33 protein-coding genes are annotated in these 25,393 nt (G+C 62.6%); 25 read left to right on the forward strand and 8 right to left on the reverse strand.

Annotated features, from left to right (window positions below; all coding sequences use genetic code 11):
- The first annotated feature begins 13 nt into the window (after positions 1-13).
- The 22 genes from rpsC (at position 14) to katG (ending at position 12,740) form a co-directional block, all read left to right on the forward strand.
- Entirely contained in the window at positions 14-700 is a 687-nt protein-coding gene (gene rpsC, locus PJW05_RS03825; protein WP_028629286.1) for a 30S ribosomal protein S3, read from the forward strand.
- 12 nt (positions 701-712) lie between these two features.
- Complete coding sequence (gene rplP, locus PJW05_RS03830; protein WP_016490537.1) at positions 713-1,126, forward strand: 50S ribosomal protein L16; 414 nt, start codon at positions 713-715, stop codon at positions 1,124-1,126.
- A complete protein-coding gene (gene rpmC / locus PJW05_RS03835; protein ID WP_016490538.1) occupies positions 1,126-1,317 on the forward strand; it encodes a 50S ribosomal protein L29 in 192 nt (63 codons plus the stop codon). Before rplP ends, rpmC begins: the two co-directional genes overlap by 1 nt.
- A 2-nt stretch (positions 1,318-1,319) precedes the next feature.
- Positions 1,320-1,586 carry a 30S ribosomal protein S17 gene (gene rpsQ, locus PJW05_RS03840; protein ID WP_003448733.1) on the forward strand — a complete coding sequence of 89 codons (267 nt, stop codon included), beginning with the start codon at positions 1,320-1,322 and terminating at the stop codon, positions 1,584-1,586.
- A gap of 22 nt (positions 1,587-1,608) precedes the next feature.
- Positions 1,609-1,977 (forward strand): 50S ribosomal protein L14, encoded by a 369-nt coding sequence (rplN, locus tag PJW05_RS03845; RefSeq protein ID WP_003448734.1) that lies wholly within the window; start codon positions 1,609-1,611, stop codon positions 1,975-1,977.
- A gap of 12 nt (positions 1,978-1,989) precedes the next feature.
- Positions 1,990-2,304 carry a 50S ribosomal protein L24 gene (rplX, locus tag PJW05_RS03850; protein WP_271410431.1) on the forward strand — a complete coding sequence of 105 codons (315 nt, stop codon included), beginning with the start codon at positions 1,990-1,992 and terminating at the stop codon, positions 2,302-2,304.
- 20 nt (positions 2,305-2,324) lie between these two features.
- Positions 2,325-2,864: a 50S ribosomal protein L5 gene (gene rplE, locus PJW05_RS03855; RefSeq protein ID WP_271410432.1), complete on the forward strand. Its 540-nt coding sequence runs from the start codon at positions 2,325-2,327 to the stop codon at positions 2,862-2,864.
- A 13-nt stretch (positions 2,865-2,877) separates the two neighbouring features.
- Positions 2,878-3,183, forward strand: a complete 306-nt coding sequence (gene rpsN, locus PJW05_RS03860) for a 30S ribosomal protein S14 (protein ID WP_044872687.1) — start codon at positions 2,878-2,880, stop codon at positions 3,181-3,183.
- A gap of 190 nt (positions 3,184-3,373) precedes the next feature.
- Positions 3,374-3,766 (forward strand): 30S ribosomal protein S8, encoded by a 393-nt coding sequence (gene rpsH / locus PJW05_RS03865; protein WP_271410433.1) that lies wholly within the window; start codon positions 3,374-3,376, stop codon positions 3,764-3,766.
- A 12-nt stretch (positions 3,767-3,778) separates the two neighbouring features.
- The gene (gene rplF / locus PJW05_RS03870) at positions 3,779-4,312 is read left to right on the forward strand and encodes a 50S ribosomal protein L6 (RefSeq protein WP_271410434.1); all 534 of its coding nucleotides are present in this window, start codon (positions 3,779-3,781) and stop codon (positions 4,310-4,312) included.
- 10 nt (positions 4,313-4,322) lie between these two features.
- Positions 4,323-4,673 carry a 50S ribosomal protein L18 gene (gene rplR, locus PJW05_RS03875; protein WP_044872684.1) on the forward strand — a complete coding sequence of 117 codons (351 nt, stop codon included), beginning with the start codon at positions 4,323-4,325 and terminating at the stop codon, positions 4,671-4,673.
- A 3-nt stretch (positions 4,674-4,676) separates the two neighbouring features.
- Entirely contained in the window at positions 4,677-5,177 is a 501-nt protein-coding gene (rpsE, locus tag PJW05_RS03880) for a 30S ribosomal protein S5 (RefSeq protein ID WP_003448746.1), read from the forward strand.
- Between the two features lie 2 nt (positions 5,178-5,179).
- On the forward strand, positions 5,180-5,356 hold the full coding sequence (rpmD, locus tag PJW05_RS03885; protein ID WP_021219605.1) for a 50S ribosomal protein L30: 177 nt from the start codon (positions 5,180-5,182) through the stop codon (positions 5,354-5,356).
- A 3-nt stretch (positions 5,357-5,359) separates the two neighbouring features.
- The gene (gene rplO / locus PJW05_RS03890) at positions 5,360-5,794 is read left to right on the forward strand and encodes a 50S ribosomal protein L15 (RefSeq protein ID WP_271410435.1); all 435 of its coding nucleotides are present in this window, start codon (positions 5,360-5,362) and stop codon (positions 5,792-5,794) included.
- Positions 5,795-7,123: a preprotein translocase subunit SecY gene (gene secY / locus PJW05_RS03895; protein ID WP_271410436.1), complete on the forward strand. Its 1,329-nt coding sequence runs from the start codon at positions 5,795-5,797 to the stop codon at positions 7,121-7,123.
- Positions 7,124-7,153: 30 nt separating this feature from the next.
- The gene (rpmJ, locus tag PJW05_RS03900) at positions 7,154-7,270 is read left to right on the forward strand and encodes a 50S ribosomal protein L36 (RefSeq protein ID WP_003281814.1); all 117 of its coding nucleotides are present in this window, start codon (positions 7,154-7,156) and stop codon (positions 7,268-7,270) included.
- 132 nt (positions 7,271-7,402) lie between these two features.
- Positions 7,403-7,759: a 30S ribosomal protein S13 gene (rpsM, locus tag PJW05_RS03905; protein WP_003448758.1), complete on the forward strand. Its 357-nt coding sequence runs from the start codon at positions 7,403-7,405 to the stop codon at positions 7,757-7,759.
- A gap of 30 nt (positions 7,760-7,789) precedes the next feature.
- On the forward strand, positions 7,790-8,179 hold the full coding sequence (gene rpsK / locus PJW05_RS03910; RefSeq protein ID WP_003093689.1) for a 30S ribosomal protein S11: 390 nt from the start codon (positions 7,790-7,792) through the stop codon (positions 8,177-8,179).
- A gap of 16 nt (positions 8,180-8,195) precedes the next feature.
- Entirely contained in the window at positions 8,196-8,816 is a 621-nt protein-coding gene (rpsD, locus tag PJW05_RS03915; RefSeq protein WP_271410437.1) for a 30S ribosomal protein S4, read from the forward strand.
- A 22-nt stretch (positions 8,817-8,838) separates the two neighbouring features.
- Positions 8,839-9,840 (forward strand): DNA-directed RNA polymerase subunit alpha, encoded by a 1,002-nt coding sequence (locus PJW05_RS03920; protein WP_271410438.1) that lies wholly within the window; start codon positions 8,839-8,841, stop codon positions 9,838-9,840.
- A 44-nt stretch (positions 9,841-9,884) separates the two neighbouring features.
- Positions 9,885-10,274, forward strand: a complete 390-nt coding sequence (rplQ, locus tag PJW05_RS03925; RefSeq protein ID WP_004419938.1) for a 50S ribosomal protein L17 — start codon at positions 9,885-9,887, stop codon at positions 10,272-10,274.
- A gap of 315 nt (positions 10,275-10,589) precedes the next feature.
- The gene (katG, locus tag PJW05_RS03930) at positions 10,590-12,740 is read left to right on the forward strand and encodes a catalase/peroxidase HPI (RefSeq protein WP_271410439.1); all 2,151 of its coding nucleotides are present in this window, start codon (positions 10,590-10,592) and stop codon (positions 12,738-12,740) included.
- 47 nt (positions 12,741-12,787) lie between these two features.
- Here the strand turns inward: katG and uvrA are convergent, their stop codons facing one another.
- The gene (gene uvrA / locus PJW05_RS03935; RefSeq protein ID WP_271410440.1) at positions 12,788-15,622 is read right to left on the reverse strand and encodes an excinuclease ABC subunit UvrA; all 2,835 of its coding nucleotides are present in this window, start codon (positions 15,620-15,622) and stop codon (positions 12,788-12,790) included.
- Between the two features lie 208 nt (positions 15,623-15,830).
- On the opposite strand from uvrA, the gene PJW05_RS03940 reads away from it, so the two are divergent.
- Positions 15,831-17,225, forward strand: a complete 1,395-nt coding sequence (locus tag PJW05_RS03940; RefSeq protein WP_271410441.1) for an MFS transporter — start codon at positions 15,831-15,833, stop codon at positions 17,223-17,225.
- A 9-nt stretch (positions 17,226-17,234) separates the two neighbouring features.
- Positions 17,235-17,720, forward strand: a complete 486-nt coding sequence (locus tag PJW05_RS03945) for a single-stranded DNA-binding protein (RefSeq protein ID WP_271410442.1) — start codon at positions 17,235-17,237, stop codon at positions 17,718-17,720.
- A gap of 60 nt (positions 17,721-17,780) precedes the next feature.
- On the opposite strand, the gene PJW05_RS03950 is transcribed toward PJW05_RS03945, so the two are convergent.
- Positions 17,781-18,659: an aldose 1-epimerase gene (locus PJW05_RS03950; protein ID WP_271410443.1), complete on the reverse strand. Its 879-nt coding sequence runs from the start codon at positions 18,657-18,659 to the stop codon at positions 17,781-17,783.
- A gap of 122 nt (positions 18,660-18,781) precedes the next feature.
- Here PJW05_RS03950 and PJW05_RS03955 point away from each other — a divergent pair, with 122 nt between their 5' ends.
- A complete protein-coding gene (locus PJW05_RS03955) occupies positions 18,782-19,534 on the forward strand; it encodes a FadR/GntR family transcriptional regulator (RefSeq protein ID WP_271410444.1) in 753 nt (250 codons plus the stop codon).
- 26 nt (positions 19,535-19,560) lie between these two features.
- Here the strand turns inward: PJW05_RS03955 and PJW05_RS03960 are convergent, their stop codons facing one another.
- The 6 genes from PJW05_RS03960 to PJW05_RS03985 all read right to left on the reverse strand — a co-directional run bounded on the left by PJW05_RS03960 (position 19,561) and on the right by PJW05_RS03985 (position 25,251).
- Positions 19,561-20,484, reverse strand: a complete 924-nt coding sequence (locus tag PJW05_RS03960; protein WP_271410445.1) for an EamA family transporter — start codon at positions 20,482-20,484, stop codon at positions 19,561-19,563.
- Positions 20,485-20,575: 91 nt separating this feature from the next.
- Positions 20,576-21,856, reverse strand: a complete 1,281-nt coding sequence (locus PJW05_RS03965; RefSeq protein ID WP_271410446.1) for a TRAP transporter large permease — start codon at positions 21,854-21,856, stop codon at positions 20,576-20,578.
- Positions 21,857-22,384: a TRAP transporter small permease gene (locus tag PJW05_RS03970; RefSeq protein WP_271410447.1), complete on the reverse strand. Its 528-nt coding sequence runs from the start codon at positions 22,382-22,384 to the stop codon at positions 21,857-21,859.
- A 65-nt stretch (positions 22,385-22,449) separates the two neighbouring features.
- Positions 22,450-23,421 (reverse strand): TRAP transporter substrate-binding protein, encoded by a 972-nt coding sequence (locus PJW05_RS03975; RefSeq protein ID WP_271410448.1) that lies wholly within the window; start codon positions 23,419-23,421, stop codon positions 22,450-22,452.
- A gap of 64 nt (positions 23,422-23,485) precedes the next feature.
- Positions 23,486-24,382 (reverse strand): SMP-30/gluconolactonase/LRE family protein, encoded by an 897-nt coding sequence (locus tag PJW05_RS03980; RefSeq protein WP_271410449.1) that lies wholly within the window; start codon positions 24,380-24,382, stop codon positions 23,486-23,488.
- Between the two features lie 47 nt (positions 24,383-24,429).
- Positions 24,430-25,251: an NAD-dependent epimerase/dehydratase family protein gene (locus PJW05_RS03985; protein ID WP_271410450.1), complete on the reverse strand. Its 822-nt coding sequence runs from the start codon at positions 25,249-25,251 to the stop codon at positions 24,430-24,432.
- Between the last annotated feature and the right edge of the window lie 142 nt (positions 25,252-25,393).

Raw genomic sequence — 25,393 nt, forward strand, 5'->3', positions numbered from 1 at the left:
CGGAGTCGATCAGATGGGTCAGAAAGTACATCCCACTGGCATTCGCCTGGGTATCGTCAAGGAGCACACCTCCGTTTGGTATGCAGATAAGCGCACTTATGCCGATTATCTGTTTGCCGATCTGAAGGTGCGTGAGTACCTCCAAGACAAACTAAAAAGCGCGTCCGTAAGCCGTATCGATATCCATCGTCCGGCTCAAACCGCACGTATCACCATCCACACCGCCCGTCCCGGTATCGTGATCGGCAAGAAAGGTGAAGATGTTGAGAAACTGCGCCAGGACCTGACCAAGCAAATGGGTGTGCCGGTGCACATCAATATCGAAGAGATCCGCAAGCCGGAGCTTGACGGTATGCTGGTTGCGCAGAGCGTAGCTCAGCAGCTGGAGCGTCGCGTGATGTTCCGTCGCGCCATGAAGCGCGCTGTACAGAACGCCATGCGCATTGGTGCCAAGGGTATCAAGATTCAGGTAAGTGGTCGTCTCGGTGGCGCTGAAATCGCCCGTACCGAGTGGTACCGCGAAGGTCGTGTGCCTCTGCACACCCTGCGTGCCGACATCGACTACGCAACCTATGAAGCGCACACCACCTACGGTGTGATTGGTGTGAAGGTTTGGATCTTCAAGGGTGAGGTCATTGGTGGCCGCCAGGAAGAGCTGAAGCCCGTAGCGCCCGCTCCTCGTAAAAAAGCTGCTAAGTAAGGGGTACGCCAAATGCTGCAACCAAAGCGTACGAAGTTCCGCAAGCAGATGACCGGCCACAACCGTGGTCTGGCTCAGCGCGGTAGCAAGGTCAGCTTCGGCGAGTTCGCGCTGAAGGCAACTGGCCGTGGTCGTCTCACTGCCCGCCAGATCGAGGCTGCACGTCGTGCCCTCACCCGTCACGTGAAGCGTGGCGGCAAGATCTGGATCCGTGTGTTCCCGGATAAGCCCGTGACCAAGAAGCCCCTCGAAGTTCGTATGGGTAAAGGTAAGGGTGGCGTCGAGTACTGGGTTGCCCAGATTCAACCGGGCAAGGTCCTGTACGAGATCGAGGGTGTTTCCGAAGAGCTGGCGCGTGAGGCATTCGCCCTGGCTGCTGCAAAGCTGCCGCTCGCCACCTCCTTTGTTAAGCGGACGGTGATGTGATGAAAGCGAATGAACTTCGTGAAAAATCCGTACAGCAGCTGAACGAGCAACTGCTCGGCCTGCTGCGCGACCAGTTCAATCTGCGCATGCAGAAAGCAACTGGCCAGTTGGGGCAGTCTCACCTGCTCTCGCAAGTGAAGCGCGACATCGCTCGCGTGAAAACTGTGCTCAACCAGCAAGCAGGTAAGTAATCATGGCTGAAGCTCAGAAAACCGTCCGCACGCTGACCGGCCGTGTCGTCAGCGACAAGATGGACAAGACCATCACCGTCCTGATCGAGCGTCGCGTAAAGCACCCGATCTACGGTAAATACGTGAAGCGTTCGACCAAGCTGCACGCCCACGACGAAACCAACCAGTGCCGCATCGGCGACAAGGTCACCATTCGTGAGACCCGCCCGCTGGCCAAGACCAAGTCCTGGTCCCTGGTGGAAGTCGTCGAACGTGCCGTGGAAGTCTAAGGACTAAGGGTCGGAGAAAGATATGATTCAGACTCAATCCATGCTCGACGTCGCTGACAACAGCGGTGCTCGTCGCGTTATGTGCATCAAGGTCCTTGGTGGTTCGCACCGTCGCTATGCCGGCATCGGCGACATCATCAAGGTCACCGTGAAAGAAGCGATTCCGCGTGGCAAGGTGAAGAAAGGCCAGGTAATGACCGCTGTCGTGGTCCGTACCAAGCACGGCGTTCGTCGCCCTGACGGCTCGATCATCCGCTTCGACGGCAACGCCGCCGTCCTGCTGAACAACAAGCAGGAGCCGATCGGCACCCGTATCTTCGGGCCCGTGACCCGTGAACTGCGTTCCGAGAAGTTCATGAAGATCGTCTCGCTCGCCCCCGAAGTGCTGTAAGGAGAAGCCGTCATGCAAAAGATTCGTCGTGACGACGAGATCATCGTCATCGCCGGCAAGGACAAGGGCAAGCGTGGCAAGGTGCTGAAGGTTCTCGCCGACAGCCGTGTGCTGGTCAGTGGTGTAAACCTGATCAAGCGCCACACCAAGCCTAACCCCATGGCCGGTGTCCAGGGCGGTATCGTCGAGCGGGAGGCGCCGCTGCACCTCTCCAACGTTGCCATCTTCAATGCCGAAACCAACAAGGCTGATCGCGTTGGTTTCAAGGTTGAAGAAGGTAAGAAAATTCGTGTCTTCAAGTCGACCCAAAAACCGGTTGATGCTTGAGAACTGCTAGGTAGATAACCATGGCACGACTGAAAGAGATTTACCGGAACGAAATCGCGCCGAAACTGAAGGAGCAACTTCAGCTTTCGAACGTGATGGAGATTCCGCGCATCACCAAGATCACCCTGAACATGGGTCTGGGCGAAGCCATCGGTGACAAGAAAGTCATCGAGAGCGCAGTAGCTGACCTGGAAAAGATCACTGGCCAGAAAGCCGTCGTGACCTATGCTCGCAAGTCCATTGCGGGCTTCAAGGTGCGTGAAGGTTGGCCGATCGGCGTCAAGGTCACCCTGCGCCGTGACCGCATGTACGAATTCCTGGATCGTCTGCTGTCCATCTCCCTGCCGCGTGTACGCGACTTCCGCGGCCTGAATGCCAAGTCCTTCGACGGTCGTGGCAACTACAGCATGGGTGTGAAAGAGCAGATCATCTTCCCGGAAATCGATTACGACAAAATCGATGCGCTGCGCGGTCTGGACATCACCCTGACCACCACCGCCCGTACGGATGATGAAGGTCGTGCCCTGCTGCGCGCCTTCAACTTCCCGTTCCGCAACTGATTGGAGTAGGTAAATGGCCAAACAGAGCATGAAGAACCGTGAGCTGAAGCGTCAGCAAACGGTTGCTAAGTACGCCAAAAAGCGTGCTGAGCTGAAAGCTATCATCGCCAACCCGAACTCCACTCCGGAAGCTCGTTGGGAAGCGCAGGTAGCCCTGCAGAAGCAGCCACGTGACGCCAGCGCCTCGCGCCTGCGTAACCGCTGCCGCATCACCGGGCGTCCGCACGGCGTTTACCGCAAGTTCGGCCTCGGTCGTAACAAGCTGCGTGAAGCCGCCATGCGCGGTGATGTGCCGGGCCTGGTGAAAGCCAGCTGGTAATGATCCTCGGTTAGGCTGGCCTCGGTCAGCCCAACCTGGCTCATCTGAATCAAGCCCCTTTTGGGGCTTGATTCGTTTCTGGAGTATCTCTAGAATGTCCGGCTCGCCGAGCCTGGCATTAGTCCGTCCAGTGCTCGCGTGTGACTCTAGCCGCAAGGCTATTTATTTTTGTATCAGGAGCATCTAGCCCATGAGTATGCAGGACCCGTTAGCGGACATGCTAACTCGTATCCGTAATGCCCAGATGGCTGAAAAGTCTGTCGTAAGCATGCCGTCCTCCAAGCTGAAGGTGGCAGTAGCCGACGTTCTGAAGAACGAAGGTTACATCACGGGATACCAAGTCAGCAGCGACATCAAGCCTCTGCTGTCCATCGAGCTCAAGTACTTCGAAGGCCGTCCGGTCATCGAGGAGCTTAAGCGCGTAAGTCGTCCTGGCCTGCGCCAGTACAAGTCCGTCGATCAGCTGCCGAAAGTACGTGGCGGCCTGGGCGTATCGATCGTTTCCACCAACAAGGGTGTGATGACTGATCGTGCTGCTCGCGCTGCTGGTGTTGGCGGCGAAGTGCTTTGCACTGTGTTCTAAGGGGGTTGAAGCATGTCTCGCGTTGCTAAGAACCCCGTCAAGCTGCCCGCTGGCGTAGAAGTCAAACTCGCCGGTCAGCAGCTCTCGGTAAAGGGCGCCAAAGGCTCCCTCGAACTGAAAGTGCATCCGTCCGTTGAGGTTCTGCAGGAATCCGGTGAGCTGCGTTTCGCTGCTCGCAACGGCGACCAGCAGAACAAGGCAATGGCCGGTACCACCCGTGCGCTGGTAAACAACATGGTGATCGGCGTCAGCCAGGGCTTCGAGCGCAAGCTCCAGCTGGTCGGCGTTGGTTACAAAGCTCAGGCCAAAGGTCAAACCTTGTCCTTGGCTCTTGGCTTCTCGCACCCGGTGGATTACGAACTGCCGCAAGGCATCACCGCTGAAACCCCCAGCCAGACCGATATCCTGATCAAGGGCATCGACAAGCAGCTGGTCGGTCAAGTGGCCGCCGAGATCCGCGACTTCCGTCCGCCGGAGCCTTACAAAGGCAAGGGTGTACGTTACGCCGACGAAGTCGTCCGTCGTAAAGAAGCTAAGAAGAAGTAGGGCATAGCAAATGAGCGTAAAGAAAGAAACTCGTCTGCGTCGCGCTCGCAAGGCACGCCTGAAAATGCGCGAGCTGGAAGCCGTACGCCTCTGCGTGTACCGTTCTTCCCAGCACATCTACGCCCAGGTCATTTCGGCCGACGGCGCCAAGGTCCTGGCCAGCGCCTCGACCCTGGACAAAGAACTGCGTGACGGCGCCACCGGCAATGTCGACGCGGCCAAGAAGGTTGGTCAACTGGTTGCCGAGCGTGCGAAAGCCGCTGGCGTCACTCAGGTGGCATTCGATCGTTCTGGCTTCAAGTACCACGGCCGCGTCAAGGCGCTGGCTGATGCTGCTCGTGAAGGCGGGCTGGAGTTCTAAGTTATGGCAAATAACGAGCAAAAGCGCGACGAAGGCTACATCGAGAAGCTGGTTCAGGTTAACCGCGTTGCCAAGACCGTAAAAGGTGGTCGTATTTTCACTTTCACCGCGCTGACCGTGGTGGGTGATGGCAAGGGTCGTGTCGGCTTCGGTCGTGGCAAGTCGCGCGAAGTGCCGGCAGCCATCCAGAAGGCGATGGAAGCTGCCCGCCGCAACATGATCCAGGTCGATCTGGACGGCACGACTCTGCAGTACCCGATCAAGTCCGCTCATGGCGCCTCCAAGGTGTTCATGCAGCCGGCTTCCGAAGGTACCGGTATCATCGCTGGCGGCGCCATGCGTGCCGTTCTGGAAGTGGCCGGTGTGCAGAACGTTCTGGCCAAATGCTACGGCTCCACCAATCCGGTGAACGTGGTTTACGCCACCTTCAAGGGTCTGAAGAACATGCAGTCCCCTGAGTCCGTTGCGGCCAAGCGTGGTAAGAGCGTCGAGGAGATTCTCTAATCATGGCAACTGTCAAAGTAACGCTGATCAAAAGCGTCAGCGGCCGTCTGGCTAACCACAAAGCTTGCGTCAAGGGCCTCGGCCTGCGTCGCATTGGTCATACCGTAGAGGTCCAGGACACTCCTGAGAACCGCGGCATGATCAACAAGGCTTACTACCTTCTGCGTGTCGAGGGTTAATCCATGAAACTGAACGATCTGCGTTCCGCGCCGGGTGCCCGTCGCGAGAAGCACCGTCCGGGCCGTGGTATCGGCAGCGGTCTGGGCAAGACTGGTGGCCGTGGTCACAAAGGTCAGACCTCCCGCTCCGGTGGCACCATCGCTCCGGGCTTCGAGGGCGGTCAACAGCCGCTGCACCGTCGTCTGCCGAAGTTCGGCTTCGTTTCCCTGAAGGCTCTGGATCGCGCCGAAGTGCGTACCTCCGAGCTGGCCAAGGTTGAAGGCGACGTCATCACTCTGCAGGCATTGAAGGATGCCAACGTGATTAACCAGAACGTACAGCGTGTGAAAGTCATGCTGTCCGGCGACGTTACTCGCGCGGTGACCCTGAAAGGTATCGCAGCCACCAAAGGTGCGCGTGCGGCTATCGAAGCAGCTGGCGGTAAGTTCGAGGACTAAATGGCTAAGCAAGGTGCTCTCTCCGCGCTCAGCAATGGCGGGTTGTCCGAGCTCTGGGCTCGACTGCGTTTCCTGTTCCTGGCGATCATCGTCTACCGGATCGGCGCGCACATCCCAGTGCCCGGTATCAACCCGGACCGGCTGGCCGAACTGTTCCGGCAGAACGAGGGGACCATTCTTAGCCTGTTCAACATGTTCTCCGGTGGTGCATTGGAGCGGATGAGCATCTTTGCGCTGGGGATCATGCCGTACATCTCGGCATCGATCATCATGCAGCTCATGACCGCTATCAGTCCGCAGCTGGAGCAGTTGAAGAAGGAAGGTGAGGCTGGCCGTCGCAAGATCAGCCAGTACACCCGCTACGGCACTGTAGCCCTGGCATTGGTTCAGGCCATCGGCATGTCCGTTGGCCTGGCCAGTCAGGGCGTCGCTTTCTCGACTGATTTCGGCTTCCACTTCGTGGCCGTTACCACCTTCGTGGCTGGTGCGATGTTCATGATGTGGCTGGGCGAGCAGATCACAGAGCGCGGTGTCGGCAACGGTATCTCGATGCTGATTTTTGCTGGCATCGTGGCCGGTCTGCCGAGTGCGATCGGGCAGTCCTTCGAGTCTGCACGTCAGGGCGATATCAATATTCTCGCCCTGGTCGCTATCGGTCTGCTGGCAGTAGCGATCATCGGTTTCGTGGTGTTCATTGAGCGTGGTCAGCGTCGCATTGCGGTGCACTACGCCAAGCGTCAGCAGGGCCGTAAGGTCTTCGCTGCGCAAACCAGCCACCTCCCGTTGAAGGTGAACATGGCCGGTGTTATCCCGGCTATTTTCGCCAGCAGCATCCTGCTGTTCCCGGCCTCTCTGGGCGCCTGGTTCGGTCAGTCCGAAAGCATGGGCTGGCTGCAGGACGTTGCACAGGCCATCGCTCCTGGTCAGCCGTTGAACATTCTGCTGTTTAGTGCAGGGATCGTATTCTTCTGCTTCTTCTACACAGCGCTGATGTTCAATCCGAAAGACGTGGCGGAGAACCTGAAGAAGTCCGGTGCCTTTATTCCGGGCATCCGTCCGGGCGAGCAGTCGGCGCGCTATATCGATGGCGTACTGACCCGCTTGACCATGTTCGGTGCTCTGTACATGACGGCTGTTTGCCTGCTGCCCCAGTTCCTGGTGGTTGCAGCAAACGTACCGTTCTACCTTGGCGGGACCTCGTTGCTGATCGTGGTCGTGGTTGTGATGGACTTTATGGCCCAAGTACAATCGCACCTCGTTTCGCACCAGTACGAATCCCTGATGAAGAAAGCCAACCTGAAGGGCTACGGCAGCGGCATGCTCCGCTGATCCGGTTCCGTAAGGTTCTAGGAGTTACTGATGAAAGTTCGTGCATCGGTGAAGAAGCTGTGCCGCAACTGCAAGATCATCCGTCGCGACGGTGTCGTTCGCGTGATCTGCAGCGCGGAGCCGCGTCACAAACAGCGCCAAGGCTGAGTGTGATTCACGCGTTATGAGCCCGGCAGCTAGTGCGCTGCCGGGTTGATTATTCGTTTTTACAGCGCTAATATCTCGCGCCCTTTTCTTGGCTTCCGGGGCGTAGGTAGCTGTCAACTGGAGTTTCACTGAATGGCCCGTATTGCAGGCGTCAACATTCCAGATAACAAGCACACTGTTATCTCGCTGACCTACATCTACGGTGTTGGTCGCACCACCGCGCAGAAAATCTGCGCTGTCACCGGTGTTAATCCGGCGGCAAAGATCAAAGATCTCTCTGACGAGCAGATCGAACAGCTGCGTGGCGAAGTCGCGAAGCTCACCACCGAAGGTGACCTGCGTCGCGAAATCAACATGAACATCAAGCGTCTGATGGATCTGGGTTGCTACCGCGGCCTGCGTCATCGTCGTGGCCTGCCTGTTCATGGCCAACGTACCAAGACCAACGCGCGCACCCGCAAGGGCCCGCGTAAGCCGATCCGCAAGTAATTGCGCCCGCGAATCGACAGGAATTAAGTCATGGCTAAGCCTGCTGCTCGTCCTCGTAAGAAAGTCAAAAAGACAGTGGTGGATGGGATCGCCCATATCCACGCTTCTTTCAACAACACCATCGTCACCATTACCGACCGTCAAGGTAACGCCCTGTCCTGGGCTACCTCCGGTGGTTCTGGTTTCCGCGGTTCCCGTAAGAGCACTCCGTTCGCTGCCCAGGTTGCGGCCGAGCGTGCCGGTCAGGCAGCTCTGGAGTACGGCCTGAAGAACCTCGACGTGAACGTCAAGGGCCCGGGTCCGGGTCGCGAATCCGCTGTGCGTGCTCTGAACGCCTGCGGTTACAAGATCGCCAGCATCACCGACGTGACGCCCATCCCGCATAACGGGTGCCGTCCGCCGAAGAAGCGTCGCGTGTAATAGGAGACAGTGAGAAATGGCTCGTTACATTGGTCCCAAGTGCAAACTGTCCCGTCGTGAAGGTACCGACCTCTTCCTGAAGAGTGGTGCTCGCGCGCTCGAATCCAAGTGCAACATCGAATCCGCTCCTGGTCAGCACGGTGCCCGTCGCGGTCGCCTGTCCGACTACGGCACCCAGCTGCGTGAAAAGCAGAAAGTGCGCCGTATCTATGGCGTCCTGGAGCGTCAGTTCGGTAACTACTACAAAGAAGCTGCTGCCCGTAAAGGCGCTACCGGCGAAAACCTGCTGCAACTCCTCGAGTGCCGCCTGGACAACGTCGTGTACCGCATGGGCTTCGGCGCTACCCGTTCCGAGTCCCGTCAGCTGGTTTCCCACAAGGCCATCAGCGTGAACGGCCAGACCGTGAACGTTCCGTCCTACCAGGTCAAAGCTGGTGACGTGGTTGCCGTTCGCGAGAAGTCGAAGAACCAACTGCGTATTGCCCAGGCCCTCGAACTGTGCGCCCAGCGTGGCCGCGTTGAGTGGGTCGAGGTAGACGCAGACAAGAAGTCCGGCGTGTTCAAGAGCGTGCCGGCTCGCAGCGATCTGTCCGCCGACATCAACGAAAACCTGATTGTCGAGCTCTACTCCAAGTAAGGGCTAGAAAATAGGTGCATCCATGCAGAGTTCGGTAAATGAGTTCCTGACCCCCCGCCACATTGATGTGCAGGTGGTCAGTCCGACCCGCGCCAAAATCACGCTCGAGCCTCTCGAGCGTGGTTTCGGCCATACCCTGGGCAACGCGCTGCGTCGCATCCTGTTGTCCTCCATGCCTGGCTGTGCAGTAGTCGAGGCCGAAATCGACGGCGTACTCCATGAGTACAGTGCCATCGAAGGTGTTCAGGAAGACGTCATCGAAATCCTGCTCAACCTGAAAGGTCTGGCTATCAAGCTGCACGGCCGTGACGAAGTAACGCTGAGCCTTTCGAAGAAAGGTCCGGGCGTGGTCACTGCTGCCGATATTCAGCTGGATCATGATGTCGAAATCGTCAACGGCGACCACGTGATCGCCAACCTGGCGGATAACGGCGTCCTGAACATGAAGCTCAAGGTGTCCCGCGGTCGTGGCTATGAGCCCGCCGACGCACGCCAGAGCGACGAAGACGAGAGCCGCAGCATCGGTCGCTTGCAGCTCGACGCCTCGTTCAGTCCCGTCCGTCGTGTTGCCTACGTGGTTGAAAACGCCCGTGTGGAGCAGCGCACCAACCTGGACAAGCTGGTCATCGATCTGGAAACGAACGGCACCCTGGACCCTGAAGAGGCAATCCGTCGCGCCGCCACCATCCTGCAACACCAACTGGCAGCCTTCGTCGACCTGAAGGGCGACAGCGAGCCGGTGGTGGTTGAGCAGGAAGACGAGATCGATCCGATCCTCCTGCGTCCGGTTGATGACCTCGAGCTGACCGTACGTTCGGCCAACTGCCTGAAGGCGGAGAACATCTACTACATCGGTGATCTGATCCAGCGCACCGAAGTGGAGCTGTTGAAGACTCCGAACCTGGGCAAGAAGTCCCTGACCGAGATCAAGGACGTCCTGGCCTCCCGTGGTCTGTCCCTCGGCATGCGCCTCGACAACTGGCCGCCGGCAAGTCTCAAGAAGGACGACAAGGCGACTGCCTGATCGTCGTAATCACCGAACGTAGAAGTTTGGTAAGGAATTGAACCATGCGTCATCGTAAAAGTGGCCGTCACCTGAGCCGCACCAGCGCACACCGCAAGGCCATGTTCCAGAACATGGCAGTGTCGCTGTTCGAGCACGAACTGATCAAAACCACCCTGCCCAAAGCCAAGGAACTGCGCCGCGTTGCCGAGCCGCTGATCACCCTGGCCAAGGAAGACAGCGTTGCCAACCGTCGTCTGGCTTTCGACCGCACCCGTTCGAAAGCTGCCGTAGGCAAGCTGTTCAACGATCTGGGTAAGCGCTACGCCAACCGTCAGGGCGGCTACCTGCGCATCCTGAAGTGCGGTTTCCGCGCTGGCGACAACGCTCCGATGGCTTACGTCGAACTGGTTGACCGTCCGGTCGCTGGTGAAGTCGAAGCTGCTGCCGAGTAAGTCGGTCGTTGCATGAAAAACCGGGCCCAGTGCCCGGTTTTTTTATTTCCGCGTTATCCCTCTCCCCCCGCACCGCCAATCCCCCTGCGTGTTCGATCGTTATTTCCCGTCTGCGGCTCTGTAGCTCTGGATGCTGCCTTGTCGTGCGCCTGTGCCCCCTCTGTTTGGCTAGCTCATGTTTCGACATATGCTCAGAGATATTAACTATCGATTTGTTTACTTTAATACATTGGTTCTTCATTAGAACGCGGTCTAGTCTTATCCAACCGTCGGCCGTCAGTAGCGGGCCGACCTGATGAGGAAATGGAGGGAGCAATGACAAATCAAGGTAAATGTCCGTTCAATCATGTCGCCGGCGGCGGCACTACCAACCAGGATTGGTGGCCTAACCAGCTTCGTGTTGACCTGCTTAACCAGCATTCGGGCAGGTCAAACCCGCTCGGCGAAACGTTCAACTACGCGAAGGAATTCAAAAAGCTCGACTACAAGGCGCTGAAGGCCGACCTGGTCAAGCTGATGACTGACTCCCAGGACTGGTGGCCGGCCGACTTTGGTCACTATGGTCCGCAGATGATCCGCATGGCCTGGCACGCGACTGGTACCTACCGCACCACGGATGGGCGTGGGGGCGGCGGTCGTGGTCAGCAGCGTTTCGCGCCGCTCAACTCCTGGCCGGACAACGTCAACATCGACAAGACCCGCCGTCTCCTCTGGCCGATCAAGCAGAAGTATGGTCAGCAGATCTCCTGGGCAGACTTGCTGGTACTCGCCGGCAACGTGGCACTGGAATCCATGGGCTTTCGTACCTTCGGTTTTGGTGCCGGTCGTGAAGATGTATGGGAGCCGGACCTGGACGTGAACTGGGGGGCCGAAATCGCCTGGCTAGGTGTCGATCCTGAGCGCGTTACCGGTGATCGCGAGCTCACGGCTCCCTTCGGCGCTACCCACATGGGGCTGATCTACGTGAACCCCGAAGGTCCGAATGCGAGCGGCGACTACATGCTGGCGGCCAAGGACATTCGTGCCACCTTTGGGCGGATGGCCATGGACGACGAGGAAACCGTCGCGCTGATTGCCGGCGGCCATACCTTCGGCAAGGCCCACGGCGCAGCGCCCGAATCCCACAAGGGGCCGGAACCCGAGGGAGCCCCCATCGAGGCGCAAGGCTTGGGCTGGATGAGCAGTTTCGGCAGCGGCCATGGAAAGGACACCATCTCCAGCGGCATTGAGGTTACATGGACCAAGACGCCGGCGTTGTGGAGCAACAACTTCTTCGAAAACCTGTTCAAGTACGAGTGGGAGCTGACCACCTCTCCAGCCGGTGCCAAGCAGTGGGTGGCCAAGGATGCCCCGGATATCATTCCGGACGCGCATGTTCCCGGTAAGTTCCACAAGCCGACTATGCTGACCACCGACCTGACCCTGCGTTTCGATCCGGAATTCGGCAAGATTTCCAAGCGTTTCCTGGACGACCCGCAGGCCTTCGCCGACGCTTTCGCCCGTGCCTGGTACAAGCTGACCCACCGGGACATGGGGCCTAAGGCCCGCTACCTTGGCCCGGAAGTACCAAAGGAAGACCTGATCTGGCAAGACCCGCTCCCTGCCGCGACCCACAACCCCAGCGCGGCCGATATCGCCGACCTGAAGTCCAGCATCGCCGCGTCCGGCCTGTCGGTCGGTGATCTGGTCTCGGTGGCCTGGGCCTCGGCTTCGACCTTCCGGGGTGGCGACAAGCGCGGTGGCGCCAACGGTGCCCGCCTCGCCTTGGCACCGCAGAAGGACTGGGCGGTCAACCAGCGCGCGATCAAGGCGCTGCCGAAGCTGGTGGATATCCAGAAAGCCTCCGGCAAGGCGTCATTGGCTGATGTGATCGTGCTGGCCGGCAATGTGGCGATCGAACAGGCCGCCAAGGCGGCCGGTGTGAGCGTGGATGTACCTTTTGCCCCGGGGCGTGTCGATGCCCGTCAGGACCAGACCGATGTCGAGTCCTTCGGCGTGCTCGAGCCTGTTGCCGACGGTTTCCGCAACTACGTCAAAGGCAAGCTTGGTGTTCCCACGGAAGCGATGCTGGTGGATAAGGCGCAGTTGCTGACCTTGACCGCTCCGGAACTGACCGCGCTGGTCGGAGGGCTGCGTGTGCTGGGGGCGAACCATGACGGCAGCCAGCATGGTGTGTTCACCGATAAGGTCGGGGTCCTGAGCAATGACTTTTTCATCAACCTGCTCGACATGGGTACGGAGTGGAAACCGGTCAACGGCGACGCCGAAGTCTTCGAGGGACGGGATCGCAAGTCCGGTCAGGTGAAGTACACCGGTACTCGCAGCGACCTGGTGTTCGGCTCCAACTCGGTGCTGCGTGCCTACGCAGAGGTCTACGCCAGTGGCGATGCCAAGGAGAAGTTCGTCAGGGACTTCGTCGCGGCCTGGACCAAGGTGATGAACCTGGATCGTTTCGATCTGGCCTGATTTGCCGGTAATACGAAGAAGCCCCGCATTCGCGGGGCTTCTTCGTTTCAGGCGCGGTCTCGCTCCAGGAGCGGCTTGAGGAAGCGTCCGGTGTGGGACTGGGCCATTGCCGCCACGTCTTCCGGCGTGCCGGTCGCGATGATCTGGCCGCCCTTGGAGCCGCCCTCGGGGCCGAGGTCCACGAGCCAGTCGGCGGTCTTGATCACATCCAGGTTGTGTTCGATGACGACCACGGTATTGCCGTGGTCGCGGAGTCGGTGCAGCACGTCCAGCAACTGTTGGATATCCGCGAAGTGCAGGCCCGTGGTGGGCTCGTCGAGGATGTACAGCGTCTTGCCGGTGTCGCGCTTGGAGAGCTCGCGGGACAGCTTCACCCGTTGCGCTTCGCCGCCCGAAAGGGTGGTGGCCGACTGGCCCAGGCGGATATAGGACAGGCCGACGTCCATCAGGGTCTGCAACTTGCGGGCAATGGCCGGCACGGCATCGAAGAATACGCGGGCTTCTTCGATGGTCATCTCCAGCACTTCGTGGATGCTCTTGCCCTTGTAGCGGATCTCCAGGGTTTCTCGGTTGTATCGCTTGCCCTTGCAGACGTCGCAGGGGACGTAGATATCCGGCAGGAAGTGCATTTCCACCTTGATCACGCCGTCGCCCTGGCAGGCCTCGCAGCGGCCGCCCTTGACGTTGAAGGAGAAGCGCCCGGGGCCGTAGCCGCGCGAACGGGATTCCGGTACGCCGGAGAACAGCTCGCGGATCGGGGTGAACAGCCCGGTATAGGTCGCCGGGTTGGAGCGCGGCGTACGGCCGATCGGGCTCTGGTCGATGTCGACCACCTTGTCCAGGTGCTGCAGGCCGTCGAAGCTGTCGTGGGCCGCCGCTTCCAGCGAAGTGGCGCCGTTCAGCGCGGTGGCGGTGATCGGGAACAGGGTGTTGTTGATCAGGGTCGACTTACCCGAGCCGGACACCCCGGTCACGCAGGTCAGCAGGCCGACCGGAATCTCCAGGTTCACGTTCTGCAGATTATTGCCGCTGGCGCCCTTGAGCTTGAGGGACTTCTTCTTGTCCCGCGGCGTGCGCTGCGCCGGGTAGCGAATCTTCTCGCGACCGGAGAGGTACTTGCCGGTGAGTGAGTCAGGATGGTTCATCACCTCGTCCGGAGAGCCCTCGGCGACGATGCGGCCACCATGCACGCCGGCGCCAGGGCCGATGTCGACCACGTAGTCGGCGAGGCGGATGGCGTCTTCGTCGTGCTCCACCACAATCACCGTGTTGCCGAGGTTGCGCAGGTGAGTGAGGGTGGCCAGCAGGCGCTCGTTGTCCCGCTGGTGCAGGCCGATGGAGGGTTCGTCGAGGATGTACATAACCCCCACCAGGCCGGCGCCGATCTGGCTGGCCAGGCGGATACGCTGGGCTTCGCCGCCGGACAGGGTGTCGGCGCTGCGGTCCAGGGTCAGGTAGTCGAGGCCGACATTGACCAGGAACTGCAGGCGCTCGCGGATTTCCTTGAGGATCTTCTCGGCGATCTCGCCACGGCGGCCGGTCAGGCTCAAGCCGCCGAAGTACTCCGCCGCATCACCCACCGGCAGGCCGGTGACCGCCGGCAGGGTCTTGTCGCCCACCCAGACGTGACGCGCTTCGCGGCGCAGGCGGGTGCCGCGGCAGTCGGGGCAGGGCTGGGTGCTGAGGAACTTGGCCAGCTCCTCGCGTACGGTGGCCGATTCGGTTTCGCGATAGCGCCGTTCCAGGTTGGGGATGATCCCTTCGAAGGGGTGCGAGCGCTTGACGATGTCGCCACGGTCGTTGAGGTAGCGGAAGTCCACGTCCTCGCGACCGCTGCCGAACAGGATCACCTTCTGGTGCTCGGCGGACAGCTGGTCGAAGGGTTTTTCCAGGCTGAAGCCGTAGTGGGCGGCCAGGGAGCCGAGCATCTGGAAGTAGTACACGTTGCGCCGGTCCCAGCCGCGAATGGCGCCCTCGGCCAGGGTCAGCTCGCCGTTCACCAGGCGTTTGGCGTCGAAGAACTGCTTCACGCCCAGGCCGTCGCAGGTGGGGCAGGCGCCGGCCGGGTTGTTGAAGGAGAACAGCTTGGGTTCCAGCTCGCTGATGGAGTGGCCGCAATGGGGGCAGGCGAAGCGCGCGGAGAAGATGATCTCCTCACCCTGTTCGTCGTCCATGGGGGCCACCAGGGCGATACCGTCGGCGAGGTTGATGGCGGTCTCGAAGGATTCCGCCAGACGCTGCTGCAGGTCCTCGCGGACTTTGAAGCGGTCCACCACCACATCGATGCTGTGCTTCTTCTGCTTGTCCAGCTTGGGCAGTTCATCCAGCTCGTAGAGCCTGCCGTCCACCCGCGCGCGGACGAAGCCCTGGGCGCGCAGCTCCTCGAACACCGCCAGGTGCTCGCCCTTGCGCTCGCGTACCACCGGCGCCAACAGCATCAGCTTGCGGCCTTCGGGCAGGGCCAGGACCTGGTCCACCATCTGGCTGACGGTCTGGGCCTCCAGCGGCACATCATGGTCCGGGCAGCGCGGCGTGCCCACGCGAGCGTAGAGCAGGCGCAGGTAGTCGTAGATCTCGGTGATGGTGCCGACGGTGGAGCGCGGGTTGTGGGAGGTGGATTTCTGCTCGATGGAAATCGCCGGGGAAAGACCTTCGATGGTGTCCACATCGGGTTTTTCCATCATCGACAGGAACTGCCGGGCATAGGCCGACAGGGATTCCACATAGCGGCGCTGACCCTCGGCGTAGAGGGTGTCGAAGGCCAGCGACGACTTGCCCGAACCGGACAGTCCAGTGATCACGATCAGCTTGTCGCGGGGCAGGGTGAGGTCGACGTTCTTCAGGTTGTGGGTGCGTGCCCCACGGATCAGGATCTTGTCCACAACGGCCTCACTTGGCGGGCGGAAACCCGCGATTATACGGCCCGCCACGGGAGCGCGGCAAAGCGTCACAAGTGTGTCGCAATCCGTCGGGACTGCTAGAATGCGCGGCATTTTTCGGGCTCCGGCGGCTGCCGGACACCCAGGATCGGGTGGTCAGCCAGGCAGGGGCGCATGACGCGAGCCCCGACCGTTCTCCCTCGAGGCATCTATGCACGATTCCCACTCTGAACGCATGAGCGGCAGCGAAACGCGCGCGGCCAGCGGCCTGGCCCTGGTGTTCGCCTTCCGCATGCTCGGCATGTTCATGGTATTGCCGGTGCTGGCCACCTACGGCCAGGACCTCGCCGGCGCCACCCCGGCCCTGATCGGCCTGGCCATCGGCGCCTACGGTCTGACCCAGGCCGTGCTGCAGATCCCCTTCGGCGTCCTCTCCGATCGCATCGGCCGGTTGCCGGTCATCTACGTCGGCCTGCTGATATTCGCCGCCGGCGCCGCGCTGGCGGCCAACGCCGATTCCATCTGGGGCGTGATCGCTGGCCGCGTGCTGCAGGGCGCCGGGGCCATTTCGGCGGCGGTGATGGCGTTGCTTTCCGACCTCACCCGCGAGCAGCACCGCACCAAGGCCATGGCCATGATCGGCATGAGCATCGGCGTTTCCTTCGCCGTGGCCATGGTGGTCGGCCCGCTGCTGACCCGCGCGTTCGGCCTGTCCGGTCTGTTCTGGGCAACCGCCATCATGGCCGTGCTGGGCATGCTGATCATCGCCGTCATGGTGCCGCGTGCGGCGCATCCGCTGCAGCACCGCGAATCCGGCGTGGCGCGCCGGGCCTTGATCCCGACGCTCCGGCATCCGGACCTGCTGCGTCTCGACTTCGGCATCCTCGCCCTGCACGCCATCCTCATGGCCAGCTTCGTCGCCCTGCCGCTGGCCCTGGTGGAGAAGGCCGGCCTGCCCAGGGAAGATCACTGGTGGGTTTACCTGACCGCTTTGCTGGTGGGTTTCTTCGGCATGGTCCCCTTCATCATCTATGGCGAGAAGAAGCGCCAGATGAAGCGGGTACTGGTCGGCGCGGTCGCCGTGCTCGGCGCCTGCGAACTGTTCTTCTGGCAGTTCGGCGACAGCCTGCGCGCCCTGGTGTTCGGCGCCATCGTGTTCTTCACCGCCTTCAACCTGCTGGAGGCCTCGCTGCCCTCGCTGATCAGCAAGGTCGCCCCGGCCGGCGGCAAGGGCACGGCCATGGGCGTTTATTCCACCAGCCAGTTCCTTGGCGCGGCCCTGGGCGGCATCCTCGGCGGCTGGCTGTTCCAGCACGGCGGGCTGTCGACGGTATTCGTCGGCTGTGCGGTGGTCTGTGCGATTTGGCTGGCCATTGCTGTTACTATGCGTGAACCTCCGTACGTGACCAGCCTGCGCCTGCCGCTCAGCGCGGCGGCCGTGGCCGATACCGGGTTGGTTGCGCGTTTGCTGGCATTGCCTGGAGTGGCGGATGCCGTCGTGGTGGCCGAAGAGGCGGCCATCTATATCAAAGTGGATTCTGAAAAACTGGACCGCACGTCCCTGGAGCGCCTGATCGAATCGGCCCCGGAACGTGCTGAAGCCTAGGAGAACGTCATGGCCCGTGGGGTTAACAAAGTCATTCTGGTTGGTAACGTCGGTGGTGATCCGGAAACCCGCTACCTGCCCAACGGCAATGCGGTGACCAACATCACCCTGGCCACCAGCGAGTCCTGGAAGGACAAGCAGACCGGCCAGCAGCAGGAGCGCACCGAATGGCACCGCGTGGTGTTCTTCGGCCGCCTCGCCGAGATCGCCGGTGAGTACCTGCGCAAGGGCTCGCAAGTCTACGTCGAAGGTTCCCTGCGCACCCGCGAGTGGGAAAAGGACGGCGTGAAGCGCTACACCACCGAGATCGTGGTGGACATCAACGGCCAGATGCAACTGCTCGGCGGCCGTCCCGGCAGCGAAGGCGACGCCCCGCGCGCGCCGCGCCCGCAGCGCGAGCCGCAGCAGGCCGCCCCGCAGCAGCGTCCGGCTCCGCAACCGGCCGCCCAGCCCGCTCCGGACTACGACAGCTTCGACGACGACATCCCGTTCTGAGTCGAATCGCGCAAGCGGAAAGACAGAAAGGCGCAGCCATCGGGCTGCGCCTTTTTCGTTTCAGCGGCTGGTGAGCGGCATGACCGCCATGCGCCAGGTGATCTCCAGGGTTTCGCCCGCCGCCAGCAGGCGCAGTCCGGGACGGCCCTGCAGATGGTGGGCGTTGACCGGGTGGGTCACCGGCTCGAAGCAGAAGAACGGCTGGTCCTGCGGGCAGAACAGCAGGAAGGTGTCGCAGCCCCTGGCGCTGCATGCCAGGCGGTAGCCGAGGTCGGGCTGGAGGATGCTGCAGGTGCCCGACCAGCCGCTGAAGCCGTTGTCCACCAGCTCCTCCGGCAGCGCGGCGCCTTCGGCGAAGTCCCAGGCCGGGGGGAGGCCGACCTGGGCCGTGGGCAGCTTGTCGGCGCCGCACAGCCAGGCGCTTTCGGCGTGGGCGAGCAGGCGCGTTGCGGGCGTGCGCGGAAAGTAGGGATGCAGCCCGAGCCCGTGCCAGATGGGGCGTTCATCCAGGTGGGTGGTCTTCAGGCTGATTTCCAGACAACCCGCCGCCAGGCGGAATTCCTGTTCGGCGCGATAGGCGAAGGGCTCCCTGCTTTCCAGGCCGAGCCGCACCCGGCCATCGGCCTGTTCGAGGACTTCCCAGGGTTGCTGCCAGGCACTGCCGTGGATGGGCAGGGGATCGTTCGTGGTATTGGGCTCCAGAGTCAGCCAGCCGTCCGGCAGGGCAAAGCCGCCGTTGCCGATGCGGTTCGACCAGGGCGCCAACGGGTAGCAGCCGAGCCGCCTGGGCGTGCCCGCCGCCAGGGCCGATGCGTCGGCGTGGCGCAGCAGCGGTTGGCCGCTTTCCAACAATTGCCAGTTGGCGATGGCGCCGCCCAGTCCGGGCGCCAGGGAGAGGCGGCTGTGAGCGTCTTCGAGCGTGATCAGGGGCGTGGTCATTGTCGGCTTACCGGGTTGTAGGAATGCAGGTAGAACCCCCGACAGTTGCCGCGGACGAGTGTCATCGTACAACTTGCTGGGCTATGATGGGCGCTCAGTTTCCGCCGAGATCGAATGTCGACATGGACAACCCGAGTACCCAGCAACGACCGCGCCGCAAGCACCGCAGCCTGGCCCAGGAGCTGGTGAGCGAACTCTCCCAGCAGATCCAGGACGGGGTGATCAAGCGGGGCGAGAAGCTGCCCACCGAGTCGGCCATCATGGAGGCCCAGGGCGTCAGCCGCACCGTGGTGCGCGAGGCCATTTCGCGCCTGCAGGCCGCCGGCCTGGTGGAAACCCGCCACGGCATCGGCACCTTCGTGCTGGACACGCCGAGCCCCATGGGCTTTCGCATCGACCCGGCGACCATCGTCACCCTGCGCGACGTGATGGCGATCCTCGAGTTGCGCATCAGCCTCGAAGTGGAATCCGCCGGCCTCGCCGCCCAGCGCCGTTCCCCCGAGCAACTGGCGGCCATGCGCGAGGCGCTGGACGTCTTCCTCAACGCGGCGCACCGCAGCGATGCGGTGGCTTCGGACTTCCAGTTCCACCTGCAGATCGCCCAGGCCACCGGCAACCGCTACTTCACCGACATCATGACCCACCTGGGCACCAGCATCATTCCGCGGACCCGGATCAACTCGGCGCGCATCGCCCACGATGACCAGCAGCACTACCTGGCCCGGCTCAGCCGCGAGCACGAGGAAATCTACGAAGCCATCGCCCGCCAGGACGCCGAAGCGGCGCGCGCGGCCATGCGCCTGCACCTGACCAACAGCCGCGAACGGCTGCGCCAGGCCCACGAAGAGGCCGAGCGGGAGCAGCAGGAAGCCTGATGCCCTCGCCTGGGCGCCCATGGCGCTCAGGCATCCTTCCGATAGGTCAGCAGCACGATGCCGGCAACCACGATGGCGCCGCCGGCCAACTGCATCCCGCTCAGCACCTGGTCCAGCAGAACCCAGCCGAGCAGCAGCGTGGCGATGGGCTCGACGTTCATCACCGGCGCGTTCTGCGGCATGTTCAGGCGCGGCACGCTGACGAAGAGCACCGAGAACGCCGTGCCGTACAGCAGCACCAGGGCGCCCAGGGCCATCCAGCCGCCGCTGCTGGACGGCGTGCTCATGCCGCCCGGCACCAGTCCGCTGGCGCCGGCCACGGCCATGCTGCAGAACACGATCATCAGGGTCAGCATGCTGCGTACCGGCCCGCGCAGGGCGGCCAGCTTGTGGTCGGTTATCCACAGGGCGCAGGCGAAGGCGCACGCGGCACAGAAGGCCAGTGCGACGCCCAGGCTCCACTCGGGGCCGGCGCCTTCGTGGGCGGCCAGGCGACCGGGCACGTCCAGGACGAAGACCAGCCCGAGCAGGATCAAGCCCATCAACGTGGCCTGGCGCCGGCTCGGTGCGCCTCCGCCCAGCGCCCAGGTGAGCAGCGCCAGCACGATGGGAAAAGTGTTGCCCACCAGCAGCGCCAGGGCCACCGGGATGCGCGCCACCGCGGAGTAGAGGCACAGGCTCTGGGTGGCGATCAGCAGGCCCAGCAGTAGCTGCCAGCGGCGGGTGCCGGCGGGCAGGCCGAGGGGCTGGCGCTGCCAGAGCACGATGCCGGTGAGCACCAGCATGGCGACGCCCGAGCGGCAGAGGATGGCCAGCAGCAGGCCGGTGCCGTCATCGAAGGCGATGCGCGCGGAGATGTGGTTGCCGGCGAAGGCGCAGGCGAGCAGGGCGAGTAGCAGGACGGCGACCTGCCGGGGGAAGAGGGCGGGTGACGCGGTGGGGGCGGGCATGGAAACGGTCCGTGTGGTCGGGGCTCCAAATGGCGCGTGGCCGCTGGTCTGGAGAAGGAAGGGCGGGCCGCGAACGGCCCGCCGGGGTGGATCAGAGTACGACGCTGGGCAGCCAGAGGGAGATCGCGGGGATGTAGGTCACCGCGATCAGCACCAGGAACAGGGCCAGGTAGAAGGGCAGCAGCGCCTTCACCGTGCTCTCGATGCTGACCTTGCCGATGGCCGAGCCGACGAAGAGTACCGCGCCCACCGGCGGGGTGATCAGGCCGATGCCCAGGTTCACCAGCATGATCATGCCGAAGTGCACCGGATCGACGCCGATACCGGTGATCACCGGCATCAGGATCGGGGTGAGGATCAGGATCAGCGGCGCCATGTCCATCACGGTGCCCAGCAGCAGGAGCATGGCGTTGATGCACATGAGGATCACGTAGCGGTTGTCCGACAGGGTCAGGAACAGCGTGGTGATCTTCGCCGGGATCTGCATCAGGGTCATGATGTAGCCGAAGCTGGCGGCGAAGGCGATGAGGATCATCACGATGGAGATGGTCCGCACCGTGCGGTGCATCAGCTTGGGCAGGTCGCGCCACTTGTAGTCGCGGTAGATGAACATGGTCACGAAGAACGACCAGACCACCGCGATGGCCGCCGACTCGGTGGCGGTGAACACCCCGGAGAGGATGCCGCCGAGAATGATCACCATGGCCATCAGGCCCCAGAGCGCCTCACCGGCGATCTTCAGCGCCTGGCGCAGCGGGATCACTTCGCCCTTGGGGTAATTGCGCTTCTTCGCGAACACCAGGCACAGCCCCATCATCACCGCCGAGAGCAGCAATCCGGGCATGACGCCGGCCACGAACAGTGCGCCGATGGACACGGTGCCGCCGGCCGCGAGGGAATAGAGCACCGAGTTGTGGCTGGGCGGGGTCAGCAGGGCCTGCACCGAGCCGCTCACGGTGACGGCGGTGGAGAACTCGCGGGGATAGCCCTTGCGCTCCATCTCCGGGATCAGCACCGAGCCCACCGAGGCGGTGTCGGCCACCGAGGAGCCGGAAATGGCACCGAAGAAGGTGGAGGCCATGATGTTCACCAGCGACAGGCCGCCACGTACGAAGCCCACCAGTACCCCGGCGAAGGCCACCAGGCGCCGCGACATGCCGCCCTCCGCCATGATGGCGCCGGCCAGTACGAAGAAGGGGATCGCCAGCAGGGAGAACTTGTTAACCCCGCCGGCCATCTGGATCATCATCGCCTGCAGCGGGATGTCGATCCACCAGGCGCCGATCAGGGCGGACAGGCCCAGGGCGTAGGCCACCGGCATGCCGAGGAGGATCAGCAGGATGAAACTGCCAAGAAGGATGAATGCGTCCACTTATGCGGCTCCTTCGTTTTCTTCCACCAGGTCGAACTGCACCACGCGGCGGTGGCTCTGGTCGCCCAGCAGGAGCTTCTCGAGTACGAATATCAGGGTCAGCACGCCACCGATCGGGATTGGCGCGTAGGTCAGGCCCACCCGCAGGCTGGGCAGCGATGCGACGAACTGGTTCCAGGTGGTGGCGCACAGCTTGGCGCCCCAGATGGCCATGAACAGGCAGATCAGCGCCATCAGCACCTGGACCAGCAGCGAAGCCGCCTGCTTCAGGTTTGGCGGCAGGCGGTCGGTGAGCATGTTCACCGCCATGTGCGCGCCGGCGCGGTAGCTGGCGGCGGCGCCGATGAAGGTGAACACCACCATCAGCAGGATCGACACCGGCTCGGGCCAACTGGAACCGCTGCCCAGCACATAGCGGGCGAAGATGCCCCAGGGAATGATCAGGGACATGGTGGCGACGGACAGGCCCGCGACCCAGATACAGGTCATGTACAGGCCGTCGTTGAAACGCAGCAGGGTGTCTTTCATGGGGCTTCACCGGCACCGTGGCGAGCCCGGCCCGCCACGGTGTTCTTCAGGGAGTTGAGTCGCTGTTACTGGACGTCGCCGATGCGCTTGATCAGGTCGGCGTACTGGGCGCCGTACTTCTCGCGAATCGGCGCGGTGGCATCGAAGAAGGGTTTCTTGTCCACGGTGATGAACTCGACGCCGGCGGCCTTGAGCTTCTCTTCGCTGGCGGCGGACTTGGCGTCCCACAGGGCGCGTTCTTCCATCTGCGCGTCGCGGGCGAGCTTCTTCACCAGTGCCTGTTGCTCGGGCGTGAGTTTTTCCCAGGTGGTCTTCGACATCACGACCGGCTCGGGGAGGATCAGGTGGCCGGTGAGGGTGTAGTACTTGGCGTTCTGGAAGTGGTTGTGCTCCAGCATGGTCGGCGGGTTGTTCTCGGCGCCGTCGATCACGCCGGTCTGCAGGGCGCTGAAAATCTCGCCGGTGTCCATGGCGATGCCGTTGCCGCCCATGGCGTTCATCATCTCGATGAACATCGGGTTGCCCATGACGCGGATCTTCTTGCCGTGCAGGTCGTCGATCGTGCGCACCGGCTCCTTGGTGTAGAGGTTGCGCGTACCGCCGTCCATCCAGGCCAGGGCCACCAGGTTGAATTCGGAGTGAGTGATCTTGTCGAGGATCTCCTGGCCGATCTCACCGTCGATGACCTTGCGCATGTGGGCGTGGTCGCGGAATACGAAGGGCATGTTGAAGACGTTCACGTCCGGCACTACCGGACCGACGATGCCGAGGCTGACACGGGCCATCTGGATGGCGCCGATCTGGATCTGCTCGACCACTTCCTTCTCGGAGCCGAGCACGCCGCCGGCGAACATCTTGAAGGCGATATCGCCGTTGGTGGCTTCCTCCAGCTTCTTGCCCATGTTCTGTTCGGCGACCACGGTCGGGTAACCGGCCGGGTGGATCTCGGCGAACTTGATGTCCAGGGCATGGGCGCTGCCAGCCAGGCAGAAGGCGAAGGGCAGGGCGGCGACGAGCAGTTTGCGTTTGAGGTTCATGGGGAAACTCCGGTCTTGTTGTTGTTGGGTTTCGATCCAGCGGGTTGCAGGTATTGCCGGGGGTTCAGCCCCGGAATTGCGGTTCCTCCAGGCCTTTCACCCCGGGACGCAGGGCGAATACGCCGCCGGCCAGGGGCTGGTCCGTGAGGTCGACGCCGCCCGGACGGATGGAGGTGACGAACAGGGTGTCCAGATCGGGGCCGCCGAAGGCGCACATGGCCGGCTTCTTCACGGGCACTGGCAGGGAGCGGTCGAGGCGCCCGTCGGGCGTGAAGCGGTGCACCAGGCCAGCGTCGTTGCCGCAGATCCAGTAACAGCCGTCTTCGTCCACGGCGGCGCCGTCGGGCCGGCCGGGAAACTCGCGCATGTCGACGAAGAGCCGGCGGTTGTAGGGCGTGCCGCTGTCGATGTCGTAGTCGAAGGTCCAGATGGCCTGGACCTGCGGGTGCGAATCGGAGAGGTACATGCGCGTGCCGTCCGGGCTGAACGCCAGGCCGTTGGGCACGATGAAGTCATCCAGGCGCGCCTCCAGCGGCGCGTGCTCACCATCGAAGCGGTAGAGCGCGCCGACCCGTGCGCCGACGCCCATGTCCAGGAGCATGGTGCCGGCCCAGAAGCGGCCCTGGCGATCGCAGCGGCCGTCGTTGAAGCGCATCGCCGGGGCGGCATGGGCCGCTTCGGCGAGGCGGGTCGCGGTGATGCCGCCCTCGGCATCCGGTTGCAGGTGGAAGATGCCGCTCTGCATGCCGGCGATCCAGCCGCCACCCTGGGCGTCGCCGCGGCGGGCGATACAGGCGATCATTTCTTCGGCCTGCCAGCTATGGCTGGCGCCGTCCCGCAGGCACCAGCGGTGCAGGCGGGCGGCGGGGATATCGACCCAGTAGAGGGCCTGTTCCCGTGGCAGCCACACCGGGCTTTCGCCCGTGGCGTTGCGGGCATCCACTATGAGTTCGGCATGCATGGCGAGTGATCTCTTGTTCTTGTCGGCCGTGCGCAGCGGGGGCGGACTCAGTCGAACGGCCCGGCCGCGACGAAGGCGCCACCCTGGTAGACCGCCACCGGGTCGTCGTCGGCCGGCGCCGGTTGTGCTTCCACTTGGGCGCGGAAGGGCTCGGAGCTGTCCTTGGGCGCGTAGTCCAGATGGCTGGCGAGGCGGTTATCCCACCAGACGTCGCGGTTGTCGGACATGCCATAGACCACGGTGTGGCCGACGTCGGGCGTGAACAACGCCTTGCCGATGAGTTGGGTCAGGTCGTCGTAGCTCAGCCAGGTGGAGAGCATCCGGCGGTTCTGCGGCTCGGGGAAGGAGGAGCCGATGCGGATGCTCACGGTCTCGATGCCGTAACGGTCGAAGTAGAAGCTGGCCATGTCCTCGCCATAGGACTTGGACAGGCCGTAGTAACCATCGGGGCGGCGCGGCGACGCCGCGTCGAGGCGCTGGTCCTGGCGATAGAAACCGATCACATGGTTGGAGCTGGCGAACACCACGCGCTTCACACCGTGGCGGCGCGCGGCTTCATAGATATGGAAGACGCCGCGGATATTGGCATCGAGTATTTCCTCGAAGGGGCGCTCCACCGAGACGCCGCCGAAATGCAGGATGGCGTCGACGCCCTGCACCAAGGCATCCACCGCCGCCTTGTCGGCGAGGTTGCAGGGGATTACTTCTTCATGGGCGCCGGTCGCGGGGGTCATGGCGGCGATATCGGAGAGGCGCAGGACTTCGGCGAAGGGGCGGACGCTCTCGCGCAGGACCTTGCCAAGGCCGCCAGCGGCGCCGGTGAGCAGGATGCGCTTGAGGCATGGGAATGCGGGTTGGGATGGGGTCATCGTGTGGGCCTTTCCATCTCTTGTTGTTATGAAACGTCGTCATATGTTGTCGTACGACAGTGGGTGAATTATCTGCCGGGTTTTTTGAGCTTGTCAACGCGACATAGGTGGAAAATTTCCTGTCCGGAGCCAACGGCGTGGG

Source organism: Pseudomonas sp. Q1-7 (assembly GCF_028010285.1).
In the GTDB taxonomy this organism is placed as follows: Bacteria; Pseudomonadota; Gammaproteobacteria; order Pseudomonadales; family Pseudomonadaceae; genus Metapseudomonas.